The organism is Flavobacterium sp. GW821-FHT12A05, from assembly GCF_058807735.1.
This window is the reverse complement of sequence record NZ_JBXAQY010000006.1, coordinates 297,077-322,763: the sequence shown is the minus strand read 5'-3', so window position 1 is coordinate 322,763 and position 25,687 is coordinate 297,077. Positions and strand designations below refer to the sequence as shown.

Here is a 25,687-nt window from a genome sequence, read left to right as displayed (position 1 = left end):
ATTTTACAAAGTTTACCAATCTATTCAAATGTTAAAATTTAAAAAATTACAACGTTTGAGTAGTACTCAAATCCATTTCAACTGTATTATATAAAAACCCCACCAAAAACAATTCGTAATGAATTCAAATTCTGAAATAAAAAGCCTCTTACAAAAGTTTGTTTTAAACCAATGTACACCCGAAGAAACAAACGAGGTAATTGCTTATTATAAAAAAAATCAGCTTACAGACGATTTTCCAACGGTAGAAGACATTCAAAATCTTCTTGACGAAATGCCTAAAATGGATAAAAAAACCGCAGACGATATTTTCATGAATATCTTATCGGCTTCAAAAGAAGAAGAATCTGTAATTGAACTTCCGACAAGAAAATCGAATTTTAGAAAATACATTTCAATTGCGGCCTCAATAGTAGTCCTGCTCGGAATTGGTTTTTTCTACAAACAAAACATATCACATCAAACTGTTGAAAAAGAATTCGATTTTAAAAGTTCTGATATTGTCCTTCAGTTAGAAAATGGCGAAACTCAAATTTTGTCTGAACATACCTCAGCGCAGGTAAAAGATGCAAAAGGGAATATCGTAGGAAATCAAAATGGCGATAAAATCGTCTACGAAAACAGTTCTGATCCGGAGAAATTGGTTTACAACACGATTAAAATTCCGTACGGAAAAAAATTCCGTCTTCAATTGTCTGACGGAACCTTTGTTCACTTAAACTCAGGAACTACTTTAAAATATCCTGTAAAATTTATTGCTGGCGAAAACAGACAGGTTTTTCTGGATGGAGAAGCTTTTTTTGATGTAGCAAAAGACAAAAAACATCCTTTTATAGTAAATGCCGATGAATTGAACGTACGTGTTTTAGGAACTCATTTCAATGTTTCAAACTATCCTGAAGATGCTTCTACAGATGTTGTTTTGGTTGAAGGATCTGTTGGGATGTATGAATCGAAAACAGAATTTGATGCTGCCAAAAACACGATTTTAAAACCTGGGTTTAAAGGAAGTTTCAATAAAGAAAATGCTAAAATTTCGACCAAAGCAGTCATTACAGACATCTATACTTCATGGGTAAATGGCGGACTGACTTTTAGAAACATGACTTTCAAAAATATTATTACAAAGCTCGAAAGGCGCTATAATGTTACCATTGTAAACAAAAACGAAAAACTGGCAAACGAAAAATTCAATGCAAGTTTTGGCGATGAATCTATTGATAAAGTGATGAGTTACTTCAACGACATTCACGGTATTAATTACACGATAAAAAATGATCAAATACTAATTAAATAACCACTAAAACCAATTAAAAAATATGATGAACTAAAATTACGGGAATAAAAAAATCGGAAAGAGCTGCGAACAATTTCCGATTAACTAAGTGATTGAATATAACGAATTAACTACAATCAATTAACAAAATTATGAAAAAAAAATCTAAGAATATTGGGTTCCTATACTCATTATTCCAAAATGACCTAAAATTGAAACTAACTACACTACTTATTTTGGTCGCCATGTTTAATATTAGAGGGAATACTTATGCCCAAAAAACAAAAGTTACCCTTGAATTAAACAATTCAACAATCGAGAAGGTTATTGAGACCATTGAACAAAAAACTGATTTCAGGTTTATTTACAAACTGAATGATATCGACTTAGACCGCACCGTTTCGATCTCGGTAAAAGACCAGCCGATTTATGTTGTTTTAGACAAAATTTTTAAAGGAACGCTGACAGAATTCAAAATAAGAGACACACAAATTATCCTTAAAAAAACCGAGCTGAAAACGCAGGTTATCCAATTTCAAAAACAAACGGTTTCCGGTATTATTACAGACGAAAACGGCCTTCCTCTGCCCGGAGCTTCGGTTCTGGAAGAAGGAACTAAAAACGGAATAGTTACGGATTTTGACGGAAAATACAAACTTACCGTAGAAAGTGCTCAGGCTGTAATTATTGTTTCTTTTGTTGGATATAAAGAGAAAAAAGTAACGGCTAATCAAACGGTAATAAACGTTCAGCTTTTTCCAGACGCTACAGATTTGCAGGAAATTGTAGTAGTGGGTTATGGAACTGCTGCAAAAAAAGACGTCACAGGAGCTGTTTCTTCTATTGCTGCAAAAGACATGAATCAAGGAGCAATTGTAAATCCTCTACAATTAATTTCGGGTAAAGCTGCAGGTGTTAATATTACTCAAATTGGGAGCGAACCGGGTTCAGGACCTAGTGTTCGTATTCGCGGTGTTTCTTCTTTAATTGGAGGAAATGATCCGCTGGTTGTTGTAGATGGAATTCAGGGAAACATGGATTTATTAAATCAGGTTCCGCCCAGCGAAATTGAAAATATAGATGTTTTAAAAGATGCTTCGGCTACGGCTGTTTATGGTTCTAGAGGAGCACCCGGAGTAATCATTGTAACAACTAAGAAAAACAAAGCCGGAAAAAGCACCATAGAATACACAGGATCGACATCTGTTGATTTTATTCCAAAAAAATTAAACATGCTCGATGCAAACCAATGGTGGGAAACAGCTCAGAGTGTTGGCGTTCCGGCATCTTCCAATCATGGTTCAAATACAGATTGGTATGGTTTATTGACTCAAACCGGCATTACGCAGACTCATACTTTATCTTTCGGAGGAGGAACCGATAAATTTAATTACAGGGCTTCTATCACTGCTATTATGCAGGATGGAGTGGTAATTAATTCCAGCAATCAAAAATATATTGGCCGTATTCAGGCCACTCAATTAGCTCTTGACGACAAATTAAAACTAACTTTTAATTTAAATACAGGAGTAAATAATATAACAAGCAGTATTGGCAGTATAGGAACGGTGGCTTATACATCAAACCTTATTACCAATGCATTATTGGCAAGACCAACAGATCCTGTTTATAATACTGACGGAACTTACTTTACAGATCCAACTGTATTTCATTACTTAAATCCTTATGCAGCCGCACAAACGGTAACAAACGAAAGACAGGATGATAATTTATTCGGGAGTTTAAAGGCCGATTTAGATTTAGGCAAAGGTTTTACAGCAAACTGGTTTGGAAGCTGGAGAAAAACCAATAGCACAATAGGTTATTATATGCCGGCAGAATCTACAGAAGCTTATGCAATTGAACAGCATGGTTTTGCTAATATTAAAAATGACAGACAAAACGAAAAATTAACCAATCTTAGCCTTACTTATAAAAAAACGTTAGGAATCCACAGCTTTAATGCTTTGGCTTTATACGAATGGCAAAGCCAGACTTATCAGGGAAACTATACTCAGGCAAGAGGTTTTATAAGTGATGAAGCAACTTACAACGCACTTCAGTTTGGAGATCTGTCTAAGGTAAGAGCCGGCGATATCAGATCGTATAAAAACGACAGAACTTTAGTTTCCTATTTAGGAAGATTAAACTATTCTTTACTAGACCGTTATTTACTTACAGCCAGTATGAGACGAGACGGTTCATCTGTATTTGGGGCCAATAACAAATGGGGAAATTTCCCTTCAGCATCTGTGGCTTGGCAAATCAACAAAGAGCCGTTTATGGCTAATCAAAACTTATTTAGTGAGTTAAAATTACGTGTAGGTTATGGTGAAACCGGAAATCAGCAGGGACTTTATCCGCAGACTTCACTGCCATTAGTTGACAGCGCCGGAAATATTTATTTTGGAGGATCAATCATTACCAACTTTACCATTGCTCAAAACGCCAATGCCGATTTGAAATGGGAAACTAAAAAACAAACCAACATCGGTCTTGATTTTGCTCTTTTAGATAACCGATTAAGAGGTAGTGTAGATGTTTACGATTCGAGAACAGATAATCTTCTATTTGATTATACGGTACCTCAGCCTCCTTATCCATATAATAAAATCAAAGCCAATGTTGGAAGTATTTCAAACAAAGGTTTAGAAGCAGCACTTGCTTATGATGTTATTAAAACTAATAACAGCACGCTGACATTAGCAGGAAATGTTTCTTTTATGAAAAATGAAGTCCTTAATTTAAGCGGGAGCATTAACGGAATTCCTTTAAATACAAACTATGTAAACTGGGGAGCACCAAATTCATTATTAGTGCAGGGAAAACCAATTGGCTCTTTTTATATTCTGGAAAGTACCGGCACAAATGATAACGGCGTAGAAACGGTAAAAGATCGTGACGGAGATGGTAAAATTGATCAGGGTGCTACAAGTGCAGACCGACGTTATGCGGGTTCGGCACTGCCAACTTATACTTTTGCATTTAACCCATCGTACAGATATAAAAACTTCGATGCTTCTATGTTGTGGAGAGGTTCTGGAGGAAATAAAATCTACAACAATCTTAACCAAAGATTGAGTATGCTGGAAAATACAGGTAGTTCAAATGTATTAGTGAGTGCTGTTGACAAAGGAATCTTTTCTTCTCCATACGGATCTGATGCATGGCTTGAAGATGGCTCATTTATTCGTTTAGAAAACGTTACAGCAGGATATACTTTCCGCTTTACAGATAAATATGTAGACTCTATACGCCTTTCACTTACAGGAAATAATTTACTGCTGATTACAGACTATACTGGTGTTGACCCGGAATTGAATATAAGCGGAAGTGGTGATCCTAATGATAATTTTGGCGGCGATAAAGGAATTTATCCTCGTACCAGAAGCGTTGCATTTGGTTTGACTGTAAAATTTAAATAGTAAAAGAAATGAAAATTAAAAATATAGTAGCAGCAGGAAGCGTATGTTTCCTAACACTTTTCAGCTGTACAGACATCAGCGAAAATATATACGACAAATACCAGCCCGACAGTTTTTATGGAACTCCAGAAGGAGCCAATATTGCTTTGGCGAGTGTTTATGCCGAAATTCCTGGTGATTTTGAACGCAAAAATGTACCCGGTGTAGGTTATGCAGGAGCAGATAACGGCTGGTACGACATGAACTGTATGTCATCAGATGAGCAGGTAATTCCGCATAGAAATGACGGTAACTGGCAGCAGGATTTTGCCCGTTTGCATAAACACGAATGGCTTCCTTCTGAATTCATTATCAACAATACCTGGAACTGGTTATACAAATCTGTTTTCAATGCCAATTTAGCCGTTGAATTATTAGAAAAATCAAATGCCGATCCTTCAAAAATTGCCGAGGCAAAAGTACTGCGTGCTTTCTTTTATTATTTATTAATTGATGATTTTGGCAATGTTCCTTTTTTTACCAATAATAATATTACAGTTGACAAAATTCCGCAGTCAAGCCGTAAGGAAGTTTTTGACTTCATCGTTAAAGAATTAACAGAAAACGTAGAATTACTTTCTGTAACCAAAGGAGGAAACTTTTACGGAAGATTCAACAAATGGGCTGGTTATACTTTACTGGCAAAAGTGTATTTAAATGCTCAGGTTTATACCGGAGAAGCAAAATGGACAGAATGTTTGGCGGCTTGTAACAAAGTCAGCGAAGGCGGTTTTTCTCTGCATTCTGGTGAGGATAACGATGCAAGTCCATTAAAAAATAAATATTATGAATTGTTTGGAGATGTACTTCCGGATGATGAAACTATTTTACCAATTTACGCCACTCTTGATGTTGTTTCTCGTAATATTTATGCTATTCGAAGCGTATACGGTCCGCATGGTACTGCTTTATTTGGATTTTCAGGCTGGAACGGAACTATTGTTCCTAAAGATTTCTTCTTAAAATATGCAACAAATGATATTAGAAGAAGACAGTTTTTAGTTGGAGAACAAGCTGGCGGATTCAACTATACACTGGATGTTGCTTCTTTAGACAATCCAGGAGCTGCTCCTCAGGCAGGAGTTCGTAACGTTAAATTTTATCCTGCAGGAGCAAAAAGCGGCGGCGGTGCATCGAATGACTTTCCTATTTTTAGATATGCCGATGTTATTTTGATGATGGCAGAATGCCAGGCTCGTTTAGGAAATCCTGCTGCTGCAAAACCATTTGTAGATCAAATCAGAATGCGTGCCGGATTAAGTGCGCTGGATGCAAACCCAACCCTTGATGATATTTACAACGAAAGAGGATTCGAATTAAACTGGGAAGGCCACAGAAGACAAGACATGATTCGTTTTGATAAATTTTTATTAGCAAACGAATTCAGACCTGCATCTCCTGCTTACCGAAAATTGTTCCCAATTCCAACATCTGCTTTAGATGCTAATCGTGGACTTAAACAAAACCCAGGTTACTAAAAACAAAACGATCATGAAAAAATATATCAATAAATTATGCTTACTTGGAGGCTTGCTTTTTTTAGCCGCTTCCTGCGAAAGTGAAGCCGTACCAACGACGCTGAAATCAGTAAGTTTTCCTTCTGTAATTGAAGTTTCATCGACTGCAATAGTCCTTAAAGAAGATACGGCAGATCAAGCCGCTTTACTAGTATCATGGCCCAAAGTTACGTTTCCAATTTCGGCACCGGTTACTTATGCCATTCAATTGGATTTAACTACAGATATTAAAGGGAGTGAAGCCTGGCAAAAAGCCAAACGAATTGTAGTTGGAGAAGACGTTTTAAGCCAGTCATTTACTGGAGCAGAATTAAATAAAATAGCTACGGACTTAGGACTTAAAACAGATGTTTCGGGGCAATTGGTACTTCGTGTAGAAGCCACTATGGACCATAAAGTGTACTCTGCTCCTATTACCATAAATGTGACGCCTTACCTAAAAACGGTTGTTTTTGGCGAAATGTATATGCCGGGAAGCTATCAGGGAGCATGGGATGTAGGAACAGCTGCTGCATTAAAAGAGATTCAACTGGGAGTATTTCAAGGTTATATGACACTTCCTGCAGGAGCAGATCCAATTTTTAAATTTAATAAAGAAAGAAATTGGGTGCAATTCTACGGTGCAGGGGCAAGTAACAGTGACCTGAAAAATATGAGTGATACTAATTTTACACTTCCGGGAGCAGGATCGTATCAAATAAAAGTTAATATAAATACTTTAAAATGGACTTCTACTCCTTATGCATGGGGAATTGTTGGAACTTCTCAAGCAGGAGGCTGGGATAACAGCACTCCTATGAGCTACGATCATAAAACCAAAACATGGAAAGTTACGGCCAGCTTAGTTCCGGGAGCCTTAAAATTCAGGTTAAACAACAGCTGGACAATTAACTACGGTCCTGCAGATGCCTCAACAAATACAATCAATTTAGATAACGGAGGAGCTTATGATATTCCTGAAGCGGGTATTTATGAAGTAACTTTCCAAATTGATGAAACAGATCCGGTAAGTAATGGTTACCCAAAAACAGCAACTTGTACGATAATTAAAAAATAATCTAACATTGTAATAAAGCTAGATTAGTTTGAGTGATACCTGCCTTTTTTGAGCGAAAGGCAGGCTATCTTAAACTCTGGAATTATTTAAAAAATCAAAAAAACATGAAATCAAATATAAAAATCGTTTATACATTGCTGCTGGCCTTAGCCTTTATTTCCTGCAGTTCTTCTGACGACGATGCCAAAACACCAGACTCTCCGTATACACAATATGGTACCTCTTTCGACAAAATGCCAAAGAAAGAAGATGCCATCATTTATCAGGTAAACATTCGTGCTTTTAGCCAGGCCGGAACTTTAAAAGGAGTTCAGGAAAGACTGTCTCAAATTCAGGAATTGGGTGCAAATGTTATTTACCTGATGCCGGTTTACCCGGTTGGAAAACTAAAAGCTTCGGGAGAATTAGGATCGCCTTATGCGGTAAAAGATTATAAAGCCGTAAATCCGGATTTTGGAACTTTACAGGATCTTCAGACTTTAGTCGAAGAAGCGCACAAAAAAAATATGGCCGTGGTTTTAGACTGGGTTGCCAATCATACTTCGTGGGATAATGCCTGGATTACAGAACATCCAAATTGGTATCAAAAAGATGCCGATGGAAAAATTATAATTCCGCCGGGAACAAATTACAACGACGTAGCACAATTAGATTTTGGTAATACTGAAATGAGAAACGCCATGATCGATGCCATGTCATACTGGGTTTACAACGCAAATATTGATGGTTTTAGATGCGATTATGCCGATTTTGTACCGAAGACTTTTTGGTCAGATGCTATTACGAAATTGAGAAAAATCAAGAAAAACCAAAACATATTAATGCTTGCAGAAGGTACAAGAGTAAATCATTTTGAGGCTGGTTTTGATTATACTTTTGGATTCAATTTTTTCAGCACTTTAGAAAAACTTTTCAAAGAAAACCTATCTGCCACTACCATTCAGGATTCTAATGCAGCAGAATATGCAAACAATTATAATCCGGAAAACAAAATCGTAAGATATACCAGCAATCACGACGTAAACCTTACTGACGGAACTCCGCTGGAACTTTTTAAAGGTAAAAAAGGATCTTTGGCTGCTTTTGTTGTTGCGGCTTATTTAAAATCGGTTCCGATGATTTATAACGGACAGGAAATTGGCTATGCTCAAAGAATAAACTATTTCGCAAAAACACCAATTGACTGGTCGACTGCAGATACAGAAATGCTTGCTGAATACAAAAAAATCATTGCTTTTAGAAACACCAGCAGCGCCATCAAAAAAGGAAGTTTTACAGGTTACAGCAGCAATGCAGTAAGCGCATTTACTATGACAAATGATACCGAAAAAGTTTTTGTACTTTCTAATATAACCGATGCTGCCGTAAAATATCTTGTTCCGCCTTCTCTAAAAGGAAACTGGAAAGACGCTTTTACCGGAGCAGCCGTAACGGTTGGTGCCGATATTACTTTGCAGTCATTTCAATATTTAGTATTGAAAAATTAATTACACGCATTTTCTAATAAAACTAGATTTGCAAAAACCTAAATAACATGAATTTTCAATCCCAAAAATCATTGCTTCAAATTCGTTTGAGCAAAAAAACAGCGCTTTTATTTTTTGTATGCCTTAGTACATTCTGGCTTCGGGCACAAGAAATAACTTCGCCGGACAAAAATCTTTCTTTAAAATTTGAATTAAAAGAAGGCGGCATCCCTTCTTACCAATTATCATATAAACAAAAAGCAGTTCTAAAACCAAGTTCTTTGGGTTTAGAACTTCAAAATCTGCCTTCGTTTTTGGATGGTTTTACCATTACAAATACAGCACAATCTTCTGTTGATGAAAATTGGAATCCGGTTTTAGGCGAAGAAAAAACGATTCGTAATCATTATAACGAATTAGTTGTCACATTAGCTCAAGCAAAAAACAACAATAGATTTATTCGCATTCGTTTCCGTTTGTTCAACGACGGCTTGGGATTTAGATATGAATTTCCGAAACAAAATGAGCTGAATTATTTTGTAATAAAAGAAGAACGTTCTCAATTTAATTTGGCTGGAAATCATAAAATTTTCTGGATTCCGGGAGATTATGATACCAACGAATATGCGTATACAACATCAAAAATTTCAGAGATTCCTTCGCTGATGAAAAAAGCGACTATCGATATCAATTCGCAGTGGCCAATAAAAGAATTAGCAGTCCAAACGCCGTCAATGATGAAATCTGATGATGGTTTATACATCAACATTCATGAAGCAGGATTAATCAATTATCCCGCAATGTACCTTGAAGTTGATGCTGTAAACAACAAAATGATGAGTCATTTGGCGCCAGATGCTGTTGGAGCAAAAGGTTATATGCAGACTGATGCCCAATCGCCTTGGAGAACCATTGTAGTAAGTGATAAAGCAACCGATATTTTGGCTTCAAAATTAATCCTGAACCTAAATGATCCAACTAGTTACAAAGATGTTTCGTGGATTAAACCGGTAAAATACATCGGGATTTGGTGGGAATATTTTGTTGCCGGAAAAAGTACCTGGGCTTTTGGAAAAGAAACAAACGTAAAGCTAACGGATGATTTCACTAAACTTACTCCAAACGGAAAACACGGAGCCACAACAGAACGCGCGAAAGAATATATCGATTTTGCTTCTAAAAATGGTTTTGATGCAATCCTTATCGAAGGCTGGAACATTGGCTGGGAAGACTGGATTAACAACTGGAAAGAAGAAGTTTTTGATTATGTAACGGCCTATCCGGATTTTGATGTAAAAGCGGTTCATGAATATGCGGCTTCAAAAGGCGTAAAAATTATCATGCACCACGAAACTTCAGGATCTGCAACCAATTACGAACGCCGTTTAGATCGTGCTTTTCAGTTTATGAATGACAACGGTTACGATGCTGTAAAAACAGGTTATGTTGGGAAAATTATTCCGCGTGGCGAACATCACGATGGGCAATGGATGGTCAATCATTATATTAATGTTGCCAAACGTGCCGCCGATTATAAAATTATGATTGACAGCCACGAAGCGGTTCGTCCGACTGGTTTACACCGAACTTTTCCAAACTGGATTGCTCAGGAATCTGCTCGCGGAACGGAGTTTGAATCTATGGGAGGATTAGCACCGGATCACACCACAATTTTACCATTTACCCGTTTAATGGGAGGCCCAATGGATTATACTCCGGGAATTTTCCAGACCGATCTTTCGTATTACGGAACAGGAAGTACGCAACGCGTTAATACGACTTTGGTAAAACAATTGGCTTACTATGTTACAATGTACAGTCCGTTGCAAATGGCAGCTGATATTCCGGGAAATTATGAACGTTTTCCAGATGCCTTTCAGTTCATTAAAGACGTTGCTGTAGATTGGGATAACAGTTATATTCTGGAAGCTGAACCTGGAGATTACATTACCATTGCGCGTAAAGCAAAAGGCAAAAACGAGTGGTTTATTGGCGGTATTACAGATGAAAATGCAAGAACAGCAAACATTTCGTTTGAGTATTTACCAGCCGGAAAAAATTTCATCGCCACTATTTATGCAGATGCCAAAGATGCCAATTGGAACGTAAACCCGCAAAAATATACCGTTACCAAAGTGATCGTAAACTCTAAAAGCAAATTGAAGCAATATTTAGCTCCGGGCGGAGGTACTGCGATCAGCATTAAAGAAGCAAATGCTGAAGAATTAAAGGGATTGAAAAAGATTTAATTTAAGGTTCTAAGTTGCTGAGAGACTAAGTCTCTAAGTTTTTTTGCCACGAATTAGCACAAATTTTTAATCTCAAAGAGATTAAGAAAACAAGCTGAATTCGAGAAATTCGTGCAATTCGTGGCGAAAAAAACTATTGTCCTTTCATGGGCAAAAAATTAAAATTTTACTACTTGAAAACTATTAACCACAAAATGTTTGTCGAATTTAAAAACAATGCGAGTGAGAATGAATTTTAGTTAAAAATGCTGACAAGCATGCAAAAAACTATTATTATGAAAATCAATATTACCCCAAGATTATTTCATATTACCAAAGCAATAGTTTGCTTTCTATTATTATTTGCAAGCTCCGTTTATGCGCAAGATCCTCCGCAGTACGGAACTCCATTTGCAGGCGTACCCGATACGAGGGATATTAACATGTATCAAGTCCATATACGTCCGTTTAGTGCCAGCGGAAATTTAGCCGGAGTAACCGCCCGATTAGACAATATAAAAGCACTTGGCACCAATGTTATTTATTTAATGCCCATTTATCCGCACGGCACCGATTCCCGAAGTTCGGCTTCGCCTTATTGTATCAAAGATTTTAAAGCCGTTGGATCAGAATATGGTTCATTGGCTGATTTAAGAACTTTGGTCGATGGCGCTCACAGCCGCGGAATGGCCGTAATTTTAGATATTGCCATCAACGGAACTTCATGGGACAATGTCTGGACTGTTTCTCATCCTGAATATTACAAGAGAACCGGAACCACGATTCAGCAATTAGGAAACTTCTCTGATATTGCAGCGCTTGATCTTAACAGTACGGCTACACGAGCAGCTATCAAAGACGCTATGCGTTACTGGATTTTCGCTGCCAACATTGATGGATACCGCTGCGATTATGCCAACAATCCGCCTTTGGATTTTTGGTCAGAAGTGAATTCAAACCTTAGAGGAATCTCCTCTCATAATTTATTAATGTTAGCCGAAGGAGACCGCCAAGAGAACTTTCAGGTTGGTTTCGACATGAATTATGGCGACAGATGGTTTCATAGCGGTTTGTATGATATTGCCAATGGAGGACCGGTTTCTCAAAGACTTCAAGACCAGTCTACTTATGAATATGCCAAAGCAACCGGAAATCAGCAAATCGTTCGATACACAGGTAATCATGATACATACACAAATGATGATGGCGTAAGAAGACCGTTTGTCGCATTCAAAAACCACAACGGAATTGTGGCTAACTTTTTAGTTTCGGCTTATATGAAAGGGGTTCCTTTTTTAATGAGCGGACAGGAAATCGACTACGAACCAAAAACAGATTGGCCTTGGACGAACTTCAAATTTAACTGGTCGCAAAACCCAACCGCAGCGGCTGATTTTGCTAAAATTCTAAACTTTAGAACAACAAGCGCAGCCATCAGACGCGGTGATTTAACCACGTATGCAAATGATGATATCAGCATTTTCACTAAAACATTAGGTAACGAAAAAGTAATCGTAATGTCGAATTTGAGAAATGCTTCAAAATCGTATGTAATTCCGGCAGCTTTGGCAGGAACTTATGTAAATCCGTATAACAATAATGCTTCGGTAACTTTAACTACCGGCGCTACAAGAACATTTGCAGCTTATGAATATTTGGTTTTAACCAATACAAATGCACCGGTTGTAGCCGTTACAGGCGTTTCGGTTAGTCCAACAGCGGTAACGGTTGGTTTAGGATCTACGCAACAATTAAACCCAACTATCGCTCCTGCAAATGCAACAAATCAAAACGTAACCTGGACATCGAGCAATACGGCTGTAGCAACCGTAAATGCTTCTGGTTTGGTTACAGCGGTCACAGCAGGAACCGCAACGATTACGGTTAAAACAGTTGATGGAAATAAAACGGCAGCTTCGGCCATAACGGTTGCTGCGATTCCAGTTTCTTCTGTATCGGTATCTCCTACCTCAGCAAGTTTATATGCCGGAAATACGCAGCAGCTTTCGGCAACAATTTCTCCGGCAAATGCAACTAACAAAAATGTAACGTGGAGCTCAAGCAATACGGCAGTTGCAGCCGTAAATCCAAGCGGACTTGTAACAGCGGTTTCTGCAGGAACTGTAACGATTACAGCATCGACGCAAGACGGAAATAAAACGGCTTCGGCGGCAATTACCGTAAACCCAAATACTAATTTCACGGTTTATTTCTACAAGCCATCAAATTGGGGAACTGGAATTAAAATCTATTACTGGAGTGCTTTACCAACGGGAGTTTTAGCTGATGCATCCTGGCCAGGCGTAAACATGACCAATGCCGGAAATGGATGGTACAGTTATACATTCACTAATGTAACTTCAACCAACTTAATTTTTAACGACGGAACGAGCCAAACTGCTGATCTTAGCCGAAACAAAACAGGCTGGTACATGAACAATACTTGGTACGATTCTAATCCGGGAACTGGTGTTGCGGTTACGAGCGTGAGTTTGAGTCCAACCACGGCTTCACTAAATGTTGGTGCAACACAGCAATTAACTCCTACTGTTCTTCCAACTAATGCAACAAATAAATCAGTAACATACAGTTCAAATAATACAGCCGTTGCAACTGTAAATACTTCTGGTTTAATTACCGCTGTAGCGAATGGAAATGCCACAATTACAGTTACTACTGTTGACGGAAGTAAAACAAGCACTTGCGCCGTAACGGTTTCGACAACCTCAACCGGAGGTTCTTATTACACTATTAAAAACAGATGGACAGGCGCTTATTTATCTGATGCCGGAACAAATGTAGGTTATGGTGCAACGGTTGCGAACAACAATTACAAATGGCAGAAAATCGCTATTGATGCAACCTATTTTGTACTTAAAAATGTAGCCACTGGTGAATTGATTAATATTGAAGGCCAAACTGGAACGGTTCAATGCAACATTACCGATACTACTTTCTGGAGCGCACAATGGTCAAGCGATTACATCGACGGAACCTGGACTCGCTTAAGAAACAGATGGCAGACTGGAAATATTATTCATGTTGAAAACCAAACAGGTTCGGCACAATACGGAAATTCTCAAGATGGATGGTATAGTGCACAATGGCAATTAGAACCTACTACAGTAGGAACAGGAAAATCGGCTTTAAAAGTAGATGATGTTTCAGAAACCGAAAAAATAATTGGTATTTACCCAAACCCATCTATCAATAATGAATTTAATGTTTTACTGCCGGAATTAGAAAATGGAGATACTGCTTCTATTTCAGTTTCAGATATGAATGGAAAAACAGTTTTAACGGAAAAACTCTCAACTTCAGGAAAAATCGATCACCGTTTAGCTTCAGGAATTTATATTGTAAATATTATCTCTAAAGATTTTAAAGTGACTAAAAAACTGATTGTGAAATAATTTCAATTTTTTTTAAAATAGAAATGGCGTATGAGATTTTCATACGCCATTTTTTTTCGCCACGAATTCACGAATTATTTCAAAACAATGTACATAATGATTCGTGAATTTGTGGCTATTTTTTAAGTAGATAAGAAAAATTACTCCTCAAACAATTCCATTAACTCTAAAGCTCGTTTGATCGATTTTACATTTTCAAAAGTCAATAATAAACGTAATCCGTTTACGGTTTGTTTTTCTTTCATTTTGCAAAGATTACTATGCTTCTGAACAAAATTTAAAACATTTCTAAACTTAACCGATTGGTAATAATCAGACTGTTGATCTGATACGAAATAACCAATCATTTTGCCTTGCTTTAAGACTAATTTCTCGATTCCAACTTTGGTTGCGATCCATTTTATTCTAATGCTGTTTAGCAATGCTGTTGCCTGTTTTGGTAAAGGCCCGAAACGGTCAATTAGTTTTCTTTCGAATTCCTGTAAGCCGGCTTCGTCTTTTATAGCGCCCAATTCGTTGTATAAAACCAAACGTTCTGAAACATTATTAATATATTCATCTGGAAATAAAAGTTCAAAATCGGCATCGATTTGAATGTCTTTTACGTATTCTTTCGTATCGATATTATTTTCTTCCGGATATAAATCCTTGAATTCGTTTTCTTTCAATTCTTCAATGGCTTCATTCATGATTTTTTGATAAGTATCAAAACCAATTTCATTAATGAAACCGCTTTGTTCACCTCCTAATAAATCTCCTGCACCACGAATTTCAAGATCTTTCATCGCAATATTGAAACCGCTTCCTAATTCGCTGAATTGTTCCAATGCCTGAATACGCTTTCTCGCATCTTCAGTCATTGACGAATACGGCGGACAAATGAAATAACAGAATGCTTTTTTGTTGCTTCGCCCAACACGGCCTCGCATTTGATGCAAATCAGACAATCCAAAATTATTCGCATTATTAATAAAAATCGTGTTGGCATTTGGAACATCAAGACCACTTTCGATAATTGTTGTGGCTACCAAAACATCAAAATCACCGTTCATAAAACCTAACATCAATTCCTCGAGTTTTGCACCGTCCATTTGTCCGTGACCAATTCCAACTCTTGCATTTGGAACCAAACGCTGAATCATTCCTGCCACTTCCTTAATATTTTCGATTCTATTGTTGATGAAGAAAACCTGTCCGTTACGTTGAATTTCATACGAAATTGCATCACGAATTACTTCTTCATTAAAACCAACCACATTCGTTTCAATAGGATATCTGTTTGGCGGAGGCGTTGTAATTACCGATAAATCGCGTGCTGCCATTAACGAAAACTGAAGTGTTCTTGGAATCGGCGTTGCTGTTAAGGTCAACGTATCGACATTGGCAGCAATCGTTTTGAGTTTATCTTTTACGTTAACTCCAAACTTTTGTTCCTCATCCACAATCAATAAACCTAAGTCTTTAAAAACTACATTTTTGTTTACCAATTGGTGTGTTCCAATTACAATATCGAGTTTTCCTTCGGCTAAATCTTTTAAAGTCTGCGTTTTTTGTTTTGCAGTTCTAAATCGGTTCAAATAACCAATTGAAACCGGCATATCTTTTAAACGTTCCGAAAAAGTTCTATAATGCTGATACGCCAAAATAGTCGTAGGAACTAAAACAGCAACTTGTTTACTATTATCAACAGCTTTAAAAGCGGCACGAATGGCAACCTCCGTTTTTCCGAAACCTACGTCTCCACACACCAAACGATCCATTGGGCGATCGCTTTCCATATCGGCTTTTACTTCTTGTGTAGATTTGGTTTGATCCGGTGTATCTTCATAAATAAACGAACTTTCTAATTCGTTTTGCAAATAACTGTCTGGTGCAAACTGAAATCCTTTTTCTAATCTTCGCTTTGCGTACAATTGAATTAAATTGAATGCAATGTGTTTAACGCGCGCTTTGGTTTTCTGTTTTAAAACCTTCCAGGCATTCGATCCCAGTTTATATATTTTAGGCGGAGTTCCGTCTTTTCCGTTGTATTTCGAAATTTTATGAAGCGAATGAATGCTTACATACACGATATCATTATCGGCATAAACCAATTTTATGGCTTCCTGCGTTTTCCCTTCGACCTGAATTTTCTGCAAGCCGCCAAACTTTCCAATTCCGTGATCGATATGCGTTACATAATCGCCAACCGAAAGCGCGGTTAGTTCTTTAAGCGTAATATTCTGTTTTTTAGAATAGCCGTTTTTAATGTTGAATTTATGATAACGCTCAAAAATCTGATGATCTGTATAAGCCGTTATTTGATTTTCTTCGTCAATAAAACCTTGGTATAAAGGCAGTACAATGGTATGATATTGCTTGCGGATATTCTCTGAATTGGCTTCATCCAAAGATTCAAAAATATCATGAAAACGTTTGGCCTGTGTTTCATTCGAACAGAACAAATAATTCTTGTATCCGTTAAAATGATTATCGCTCAGATTATTCAATAACAAATCAAATTGTTTGTTGAAAGACGGCTGAGGCTGAATATGAAACTCGTATTTTTTAGTTGTTTTAAAAATTGGTTTAGAAGCCAATTCTACAATCGAAAAATCTAATGCTCGCTTGATAAACGAAGCCTGATTTAAAAATAATTGTTCCGGTTCGGCGTGTTTAATTTCTTTCGACAATTTCTCAAAAGCTTCTTCTGCCCTTGCAAATTGTTTGTCAAGCTGACTGAAAAGCCCATCTGTATTTTGAATAAAAAGCACCGTTTTCTCGGCAATATAATCTAAGAAACTTTCTCTATTTTCTTGAAATATCTTGTTTTCGACATTCGGGATAATGGTGATTTTTTTGTGTGTTTCGACAGACAATTGTGTCTCTACATCAAAACTTCTGATACTGTCTACTTCGTTTCCAAAAAACTCGATTCTATACGGATGATCGTTCGAAAAAGAAAAGACATCGACAATTCCGCCGCGAACCGAAAATTCTCCGGGTTCTGTAATAAAATCGACTCTTTTAAATTCGTATTCAAATAAAACTTCGTTGATAAAATCAATCGAAATTTTGTCGTTTAAAGAAACTTTTAAAGTGTTTTTATCTAATTGCTGACGTGTAACTACTTTCTCAAAAAGCGCTTCAGGATACGTAACAATTATGGCTGGCTTTTTTCTAGAATTAATTCGGTTTAAAACCTCAGCGCGAAGCAAAACATTGGCATTGTCTGTTTCATCAACCTGATAAGGACGACGAAATGAGGCCGGATAAAACAAAACATCCTGCTCGCCAATCATTTGTTCCAAATCGTTTAGGTAATAGGCAGCCTCTTCTTTATTGTCTAAAACAATCAAAAAAGGCAGTTCTGTTTTCTTAAAAACAGAGCGGATTACAAACGAAACTGCAGAGCCCAGCAAACCGCTGAGATGCATTTTTATCTGATTCCCTTCTAGTAAATTTGTGGCAATCTGCTGCGCTTTTGGCAGATTATCATACGTTGTATATAAGGCGTTTTTACTCAACTCTTGATAAATTTGGATCTATTGGTGCTGCGTTCTGAATGGCACGCGTTGTATCTAACATTTTAAGAAAATCTTCTTCTCCCTGCTCTTTTGGAACTTTACTTCTCTCTACAATTTTATCCATTTGTCTCTCCAGAGAAACTAATTCTTTGTTGATTTCTCCAATTAAAAAAGCAACTTTATCATCTGGAATCTGGCTTAAATGAATAAACAAATCCATCATTTTGATTTTGGTAATCAAAACTGAAATTCGGCTTCTAAAAGCCGGCGTGTTAAAATCGGCTGGAATGTTGTTATTCAATGCCCATGCTTTTTTTGAAATTGCAGTCGATTTTTTTTGAAATGCCCCAATTGTTTTTCTTGGTTTATCTCCAATTTCTTTCATGAAATCACGCCATTCCGTCCAGACCTTTATATTTTGTTCCGAAACCTCATTAATTGGTTCATCAATAAACGTCCACGCTTTATTTATATTGTTAAAGATTTTTTCGTTCTTTTTAACCTCTTTTGCATTTTCAGCTTTACGCTTTTCATCTTCATTTTGACAAGATTGGAGCACTAAAAGCAAAAGAAAAAACAGCGCTATTTTATATTTCATTTGATAAAATGTTAGACCGCAAAGTTACGAAGTAAATTTACAATTACGAATTCTGTTTTTTGCTAAAGATTCTATAAATCAGTTGCGTGTTTTTGACCGCAGATTTCACAGATTAAGCAGATATCTAGCGAATTTTACCGCAAAGCGCGCAAAGATTTTTATTTTGAACTAAGCTTAGAAAAGCACAAAGTTCGCAAAGCTTTGTATTCGCCTAGCTTTGCGAACTTTGTGTTTTTATAAAACGGCTTAATTATAAAAATCTTTGCGCGCTTTGCGGTAAAAAATTCACGAACTCAACAGAGAATAATCCAACAAACCAACTTTATCATTATTGAATTTATAATTTATGTTTCAAAAAATCACAAGTAATTGCGAAAACGTTATATTTGTATCTCTAAAATCATTAAAAAATGAATCCTAAAATATTGATCATTGGTGCCTGTGGACAGATTGGCACAGAACTTACTCAAAAGCTTCGTAAATTATACGGAACCGAAAATGTTATTGCTTCTGATATTCGAAAATTAAACACTGATGTGGTTAATTCGGGACCTTTTGAGGTTGTCAATGCTTTAGATTTTAACCAAATTGAACATCTTGTTGAAGTACATAAAATTACCGATGTTTATTTAATGGCGGCTCTTTTATCTGCAACTGCAGAGAAAAACCCGGCTTTTGCATGGGACTTAAATATGAATTCTCTTTTTCATGTTTTGAATCTGGCTAAGGCTAAAAAAATCCAGAAAGTTTTCTGGCCTTCAAGTATTGCGGTTTTTGGACCAACAACTCCAAAAGAAAATACGCCTCAATATACCGTGATGGAACCTTCTACCGTTTACGGAATTAGTAAACAAGCGGGTGAAAGATGGTGCGAATATTACCATAATATTTATGGAGTTGATGTTCGAAGCATTCGTTATCCGGGTTTAATAAGCTGGTCTACACCTCCGGGCGGCGGTACTACAGATTATGCAGTTGATATTTTTTATAAGGCTATTGCCGATAAAAAATACGAATGCTTTTTATCATCTGAAACCAAAATGCCTATGATGTACATGGATGATGCGATCGATGCGACAATCAATATTATGAAAGCTCCTGCTGAACAAATTAAAATACATTCGTCTTACAATTTAGCGGCGATGAGTTTTACTCCAACTGAAATTGCTGCCGAAATCAAAAAACATATTCCAGATTTTGAAATCACTTATAATCCTGATTTCCGTCAAAAAATTGCAGACAGCTGGCCGGCAAGTATCGACGATACAGAAGCTAGAAAAGATTGGGGTTGGAAACATACTTTTGATTTGGAATCAATGACAAAAGATATGCTGGAGCATTTGGGTTAAAAACCCTGCAATTACTGTTTTTGGTTTGAAATTTTATCTATTTTTGATATTGTCATTTTAATGAATATCAATCCCTTAAGATATTAACTTTCAAACCAAAAACTATATGAAAAACCTTTTTTTTCTCCCTTTTCTTCTGTTTTTTGTGCTTTTAAGCTGTAATAAAAAACAAGAAAACAGTGATTCTTCTTCTGGATCCGGTGATGAAGCTTTTCTAAAATTATCAGAAAAATATATTACCGAAACCCTAGAATTTAACCCTCAATTTGGCGTTTATTTAGGACTTCATGAATACGATGGCAAACTAGGGCATTTTAGCAAAACCGATCTTGACAAAAGACTTGCAGTTCTTAAAAAATACGATCAGGAATTTTCTGCAATCGATTCTACTTCTCTAAGCAAGAAAAATTACTACGATTGGAAAATCATCAAATCGAATGTAAAAAATGAATTGTTTTCGTTTGAAGATTTAAAAGTTTACAGCAAAAACCCTATGATTTATGCCGGAACGATTGATGTAAACATTTACATTCAGCGTAATTTTGCTCCTATCGAAAAACAAATACAATCTATTATTGCAATAGAAAAAATGGCACCGCAGTTTTTTAAAGATGCCAAAGCAAACTTGCAGGATTCTCTTGCTTTACCTCACATTCAGCTGGCTATAGATATTGCAAAAGGTTCGGCTTCGTTTTTAGGAAATGATCTTTTGGTAGCATTAAAAGACGTGAAAAATGATACTTTAATGAAGTCTTTTAACGATGCCAATAAAAAAGCAATTGCCGCCATTAACGATTTTGCTTCTTTTTTAGAAAAAGAAAAACTGCCTAAAGCAAACAATAAATACGCTATTGGACTTGAGAATTATAAAAAAATGCTGTTGTATCAGGAACAGATAAAACTATCTCCTGATGAGATTTTAGCCATTGGATTAAAAGAATTAAAAAAAGAACAGGCTTCGTTTAATGCGGCTGCAAAAATCATCAATCCAAACAAAAAACCAATCGATGTATACAATGACATGCAAAAGGAACATCCAACTGCTGCTGATTTGATTCCGCATGCACGAAAAAATATCGAAGCGATTCGTCAATATATAATCGATCACAAAATTGTAACTATACCATCTGAAGTACGCGTTAAAATTCAGGAAACTCCTGCGTATGCAAGATCTACAAGTACCGCTTCTATGGATTCTCCGGGTCCGTTTGAAACAAAAGCGACTCAGGCATTTTATTACATTACGCCTGTTGACCCAAAATGGACACCAAAACAGCAAGAAGACTGGCTGGCCCAATTTAATTATTACACCACAGATATTGTTTCTATACATGAAGCTTATCCTGGACATTATACTCAGTTTTTACATTCTAATGCTTCTAAAACTTCTAAAATACAGAAGGTATTTATGAGTTATGCTTATGTAGAAGGCTGGGCGCATTATACCGAAAAAATGATGATTGACGAAGGTTACGGAAATACCGGCGATCCAATTAAAGCTGCAAAATACCGTTTGGCACAATCTGGTGATGCTCTTTTAAGAATCTGTCGTTTGTGTGTTTCTATTAATACGCATTGCCACGGATTGAATGTTGATGATGCGACAAAATTTTTTATGAATAATTGGTATCAAGGCGATAAGCCTTCTCGTCAGGAAGCGATGCGCGGTACTTATGATCCGGGTTATTTATTTTATACGTTAGGAAAATTACAGATTTTAAAACTCCGTGAAGATTATAAAAAACAAGAGGGAAGCAATTATAGCCTGCAAAAATTTAATGATGCCATGCTTGATAACGGAATGCCTCCAATTCAAATCATGAGAGAAATTTTGCTGAAAGACGAGAAAATCTGGAAAAACATTTTGTAACCTATTTTCAGAATCAATTATCACTAAATAAAAAGTCCCGTTTAGAAATTCTAAACGGGACTTTTTATTTGTAGAAATGAAGCTTATTTTACTTCAAAAACATTATTTGCTTGTTTTACATCTGCCATTAATCCGCTTGGATCAATTGTGATTTTTTTAATCGCAGTTTTATTCTTGTCGATTGTAAAACTATAGTTTTGCTGTGCCCAAGCCCAGTCTTCCAAAACAGTTCTTTTTTCATTTGGATTTAGATTCGGTTTAATGAAATTCATCATTCTTAACGGAATGTAGAACGTTTCAGAAGTTCCGTCTGTATAATCTACTTTTAAGTCAATTGGCATTGGCATTCTTCCAATTCGCTCTAAAGTTACAGTTGTTTTTCCTGAGTTATCAGCAACGTCTTTAATTCCGTAATCAATTGTATTGGTTGTTTGCGCCCAGTCTGTTAAATACCAGTCCAGCTCAGCACCAGAAACTCTTTCGGCTGTTCTCTTGATATCATTTGGAGTTGGATGCTTGAACTTAAAGTCATTAAAATATCTTTTTAAAGTAGCATCAACATTCTCTTTTCCAATTACATATTCTAATTGTGACAAAAAGATACTTCCTTTTACATAAGAAGAAATACTGTAAGGTCTGTTTTCATCATAACGATCTCCATGAGTTGTTTGTGACTGCTCTTTTCCTGAATTAACCAATTGGTAATAAGCCGCGTAATTTCCTTTAAACGGATTTACTTCTTTTTTATCTCCTTTTAATTCGTTTAAAGCGCTGTCTTCAATATAAGTTGTAAAACCTTCGTCCATCCAAGGATGCTTCGATTCGTTTGAAGCTAAAATATGCTGGAACCAAGAGTGTCCTAATTCGTGAGTTGCTGTTCCTAAAATTCCTTCAAGAGTTCCGTTTCCTAGCATTAAAGTACACATTGCATATTCCATTCCGCCGTCGCCGCCTTGAATAAATGAATATTGTTTGTACGGATACTGTCCTACTCTATGATTGTAATAATCCATAACTTTTACCATTAATGGCTCTAACTGTTTCCAGTTTGCAGTTGTTTTTGGATTGTTTTTATAGAAGAAATGCAAATCGACATCGTTTGGTCCCTTTACAATATCATGCGTATATTCTTTATCCGCTGCCCAGGTAAAATCGTGAACATTTGGTGCAATAAAATGCCAGGTAAGTGTTTTTGCTTTTTTAGGATAAACTACTGTTACACCAGCATCTTCATAACCGTGGCCAATTGAATTTTTATCCTGTAAATATCCAGAACCTCCAATTGTGTAGTCTTTATCGATTGTAATTTTAACATCGAAATTTCCCCAAACACCATGAAATTCTCTTGCGATGTATGGATCTGCGTGCCATCCTTCAAAATCAAATTCGGCTAATTTTGGATACCATTGCGACATAGAAAGTTCAACTCCCTCAGAATTGTTTCTTCCTGAACGACGAACCTGTACCGGAACCTGACCATCAAAATCTAACGTAAAAGTTGTTTTTGAGTTTGGTAAAATTGGTTTTGCCAAAGTCACTTCAAGGATAGTTCCAGAAACTCTTGTCTGCGCTGCAATACCGTCTTGTTTGAAATCAGTTATTTTTAAATATCCAATTTCATTTGGTTTTAGGGTTTCAATTCGGCTTTGCTTTACATCTTTTCCGTCGGCACCTTTTATTTTATTGACCATTCTTCCGTCAGGATCTTTGATAAAATGCAAACGAGCATCCATTTCACTTCCCGGCTGAAATGCATTTGGAAATAAATGATAAAAAACTTTTCTCAAAGTATCAGGAGAGTTATTGGTATAAACCAACTCTTGTTTTCCTTTGTATTGATAATTTTTTACATCCATCGAAACCTCCATTTTATAATCGGCGTGCTGCTGCCAATATGGGGCACTTTGTGCAAATGTCGAGTTTATACCCAAACTCAAAAATGACAATAAGATAATTTTTCGCATGTTTATAATAATAAAAATGGAAGAGCTGCCACTCTTCCATTGGATTAGTAATATGTAATTATTTATTTTTTAGACATTTTTTCCGCTAAAATTAAAGCATTGTAAGCGTTTACCATCTTAGCTGTTTTTGATGATTCTGCAGAAGAAACCGCAACAGGTTTTTCATCTGGATTTGGATTTTCACCCAAAATTACTTTTGAAGGAAGTGCAACTCCAGAATCCATTAAAATATGTTTTACCTGAGATGCTTTTAATTTTGGATAGTAAGAACGAATCAATGCTGCTACACCTGCCGCATTTGGAGATGCCATTGAAGTTCCTTGTAAATATTTGTATTTATTATTTGGCACTGTTGCATAGATTTCTTCACCCGGAGCAAAAACGTCAACATTTATTTTTCCGAAATTTGAGAATGGTGCAACAACAGTTTCTCCATATTGTTTGTTAATGGCTCCAATAGTAATTACGTTATCTGCAAATTCTTTGATGTTGTCTTCAGAATCGTTTGGATAGTTGATATTTTTTGTTTCGTCGATATTGTAACCGTCGTTACCAGCTGCGTGAACAATTAATACATCTTTTTTAGCTGCGTATTTTATAGCTTCGTAAACCCATTTCTTTTGAGGAGAAAAACTTTTCCCAAAACTCCCGTTTATTACTTTTGCGCCATTGTCTACTGCGTAACGAATTGCCAAAGCAATATCTTTATCGTACTCATCTCCATCAGGAACTGCTCTTACAGTTAAGATTTCAACATTATTTGCAACTCCGTCTCCGCCTAAATTATTACCGCGAACCTGAGCAATAATTCCTGCAACGTGAGTTCCGTGTAGTGCTTTTTCTTTGTCCGGACCAAAAACGACATTATTTCCGTAATGGTTATCTTTAATATCGTCTGGATTATCCCCTACGATTTTTCTACCATCATAATCTTTGTTTAGGTTATAATCTATTTGATCGTAAACTTGCTCTTTATATTCTCCAAAATCAGCTTCTGGGTCAAAAGTTGGTCCAGCGTTGCCAAATATCTGTGTCATGATATTTTTACTTTGCAGCACTTTTGGATCTGTTGAAGTAATCTTGCTTAAATCTTCTAATTTATAAGTCGATTTATTCAGTTCTTTTTTAATAGTATTATGAATATCTAATAAAAAATCTACTTGTTGTTTGTCTTTTAGAGCTTTCTCGTATTTTTCAGTATACTGTGCTAAAGCTTCTTTATACTGAGCCGATCCGTCGTCTCCTTTTTTAACAATACGGGTCATTTCAAGATTTTCATGAACAGCATTTCCAAGGAAATTCCATCCGTGTACGTCATCAATAAATCCGTTTTTATCATCGTCGATTCCGTTACCCGGAATTTCTTTAGGGTTTGTCCAGATCATTCCCTGCAGATCTTCGTGCTCAATATCAACACCAGAATCAACAATTCCTACAATTACTTTCTGTCCTTTTTTACCTTGTAATAATTCAGCATAAGCCCTATCCACACTCATTCCCGGAATAGAATCTTTTATTAAATCTAAATGACTCCATCTTTTTAGTTCATTCTCGCTTACCGGCGCTTTTTTAACAACTGCTAATGGAGCAGTAATGAATTCTTTAGAAGTTGAAACTTGTGCTTGCAAAGTAGCACTGCAGCCTGCTAAAACAAGTAATGCAAAAGCAGATAATTTGAGAGGTTTTATATGACTCATGTATCTATGTATATAATGTAAAGTTAAAGATGGGTCTAAATTATGCTTTTTTGTTACAAAATACTAACTGTTAACACTGTGTTATGAAATTTTAATTAAAATTAATAAGCACAAAAACTCACACAAACACATAAAAACCAAACAATTATACTACATTCTAACAAAAGGTAAACTTATTAAAAACTAATAATTATTTTCTTAAATAAAAAAAGAACCGCTTTACGTTTTCCCGTAAGGAAATGCCATTTCTATTTTGTAAACTTACGCGACCTAACCATAAAT

The 25,687-nt window shown here is 36.3% G+C and carries 13 protein-coding genes; 9 read left to right on the top strand and 4 right to left on the bottom strand.

All coding sequences use genetic code 11. The features are described 5' to 3' along the window. Positions 1-118: 118 nt before the first annotated feature. The 7 genes from AC1RRQ_RS15785 to AC1RRQ_RS15755 all read left to right on the top strand — a co-directional run bounded on the left by AC1RRQ_RS15785 (position 119) and on the right by AC1RRQ_RS15755 (position 14,421). Positions 119-1,297: a FecR family protein gene (locus tag AC1RRQ_RS15785; protein ID WP_493023997.1), complete on the top strand. Its 1,179-nt coding sequence runs from the start codon at positions 119-121 to the stop codon at positions 1,295-1,297. A 131-nt stretch (positions 1,298-1,428) separates the two neighbouring features. Further along, complete coding sequence (locus AC1RRQ_RS15780) at positions 1,429-4,701, top strand: TonB-dependent receptor (protein WP_493023996.1); 3,273 nt, start codon at positions 1,429-1,431, stop codon at positions 4,699-4,701. Between the two features lie 8 nt (positions 4,702-4,709). Next, positions 4,710-6,218, top strand: coding sequence for a RagB/SusD family nutrient uptake outer membrane protein (locus tag AC1RRQ_RS15775; protein ID WP_493023995.1), 1,509 nt, complete (start codon positions 4,710-4,712; stop codon positions 6,216-6,218). Between the two features lie 13 nt (positions 6,219-6,231). Next, a complete protein-coding gene (locus AC1RRQ_RS15770; RefSeq protein ID WP_493023994.1) occupies positions 6,232-7,314 on the top strand; it encodes a SusE domain-containing protein in 1,083 nt (360 codons plus the stop codon). 104 nt (positions 7,315-7,418) lie between these two features. Then, the gene (locus AC1RRQ_RS15765; protein ID WP_493023993.1) at positions 7,419-8,801 is read left to right on the top strand and encodes an alpha-amylase family glycosyl hydrolase; all 1,383 of its coding nucleotides are present in this window, start codon (positions 7,419-7,421) and stop codon (positions 8,799-8,801) included. A 47-nt stretch (positions 8,802-8,848) separates the two neighbouring features. Then, positions 8,849-11,029: a glycoside hydrolase family 97 protein gene (locus tag AC1RRQ_RS15760; RefSeq protein WP_493023992.1), complete on the top strand. Its 2,181-nt coding sequence runs from the start codon at positions 8,849-8,851 to the stop codon at positions 11,027-11,029. Positions 11,030-11,304: 275 nt separating this feature from the next. Continuing rightward, a complete protein-coding gene (locus tag AC1RRQ_RS15755; protein WP_493023991.1) occupies positions 11,305-14,421 on the top strand; it encodes an Ig-like domain-containing protein in 3,117 nt (1,038 codons plus the stop codon). Between the two features lie 140 nt (positions 14,422-14,561). On the opposite strand, the gene mfd is transcribed toward AC1RRQ_RS15755, so the two are convergent. After that, on the bottom strand, positions 14,562-17,927 hold the full coding sequence (gene mfd / locus AC1RRQ_RS15750) for a transcription-repair coupling factor (protein ID WP_493023990.1): 3,366 nt from the start codon (positions 17,925-17,927) through the stop codon (positions 14,562-14,564). Continuing rightward, positions 17,920-18,525 carry a hypothetical protein gene (locus AC1RRQ_RS15745; protein WP_493023989.1) on the bottom strand — a complete coding sequence of 202 codons (606 nt, stop codon included), beginning with the start codon at positions 18,523-18,525 and terminating at the stop codon, positions 17,920-17,922. The genes mfd and AC1RRQ_RS15745 overlap by 8 nt, the downstream gene beginning before the upstream one ends. A 410-nt stretch (positions 18,526-18,935) precedes the next feature. Here AC1RRQ_RS15745 and AC1RRQ_RS15740 point away from each other — a divergent pair, with 410 nt between their 5' ends. Together AC1RRQ_RS15740 and AC1RRQ_RS15735 are read left to right on the top strand one after the other, a co-directional pair. After that, the gene (locus AC1RRQ_RS15740; protein ID WP_493023988.1) at positions 18,936-19,874 is read left to right on the top strand and encodes an L-threonine 3-dehydrogenase; all 939 of its coding nucleotides are present in this window, start codon (positions 18,936-18,938) and stop codon (positions 19,872-19,874) included. A 106-nt stretch (positions 19,875-19,980) separates the two neighbouring features. After that, positions 19,981-21,744 (top strand): DUF885 domain-containing protein, encoded by a 1,764-nt coding sequence (locus tag AC1RRQ_RS15735; protein WP_493023987.1) that lies wholly within the window; start codon positions 19,981-19,983, stop codon positions 21,742-21,744. A gap of 83 nt (positions 21,745-21,827) precedes the next feature. On the opposite strand, the gene AC1RRQ_RS15730 is transcribed toward AC1RRQ_RS15735, so the two are convergent. Together AC1RRQ_RS15730 and AC1RRQ_RS15725 are read right to left on the bottom strand one after the other, a co-directional pair. Next, on the bottom strand, positions 21,828-23,708 hold the full coding sequence (locus AC1RRQ_RS15730) for a M1 family metallopeptidase (protein WP_493023986.1): 1,881 nt from the start codon (positions 23,706-23,708) through the stop codon (positions 21,828-21,830). Positions 23,709-23,770: 62 nt separating this feature from the next. Beyond that, positions 23,771-25,405 carry a S8 family peptidase gene (locus AC1RRQ_RS15725; RefSeq protein WP_493023985.1) on the bottom strand — a complete coding sequence of 545 codons (1,635 nt, stop codon included), beginning with the start codon at positions 25,403-25,405 and terminating at the stop codon, positions 23,771-23,773. Positions 25,406-25,687 lie beyond the last annotated feature (282 nt).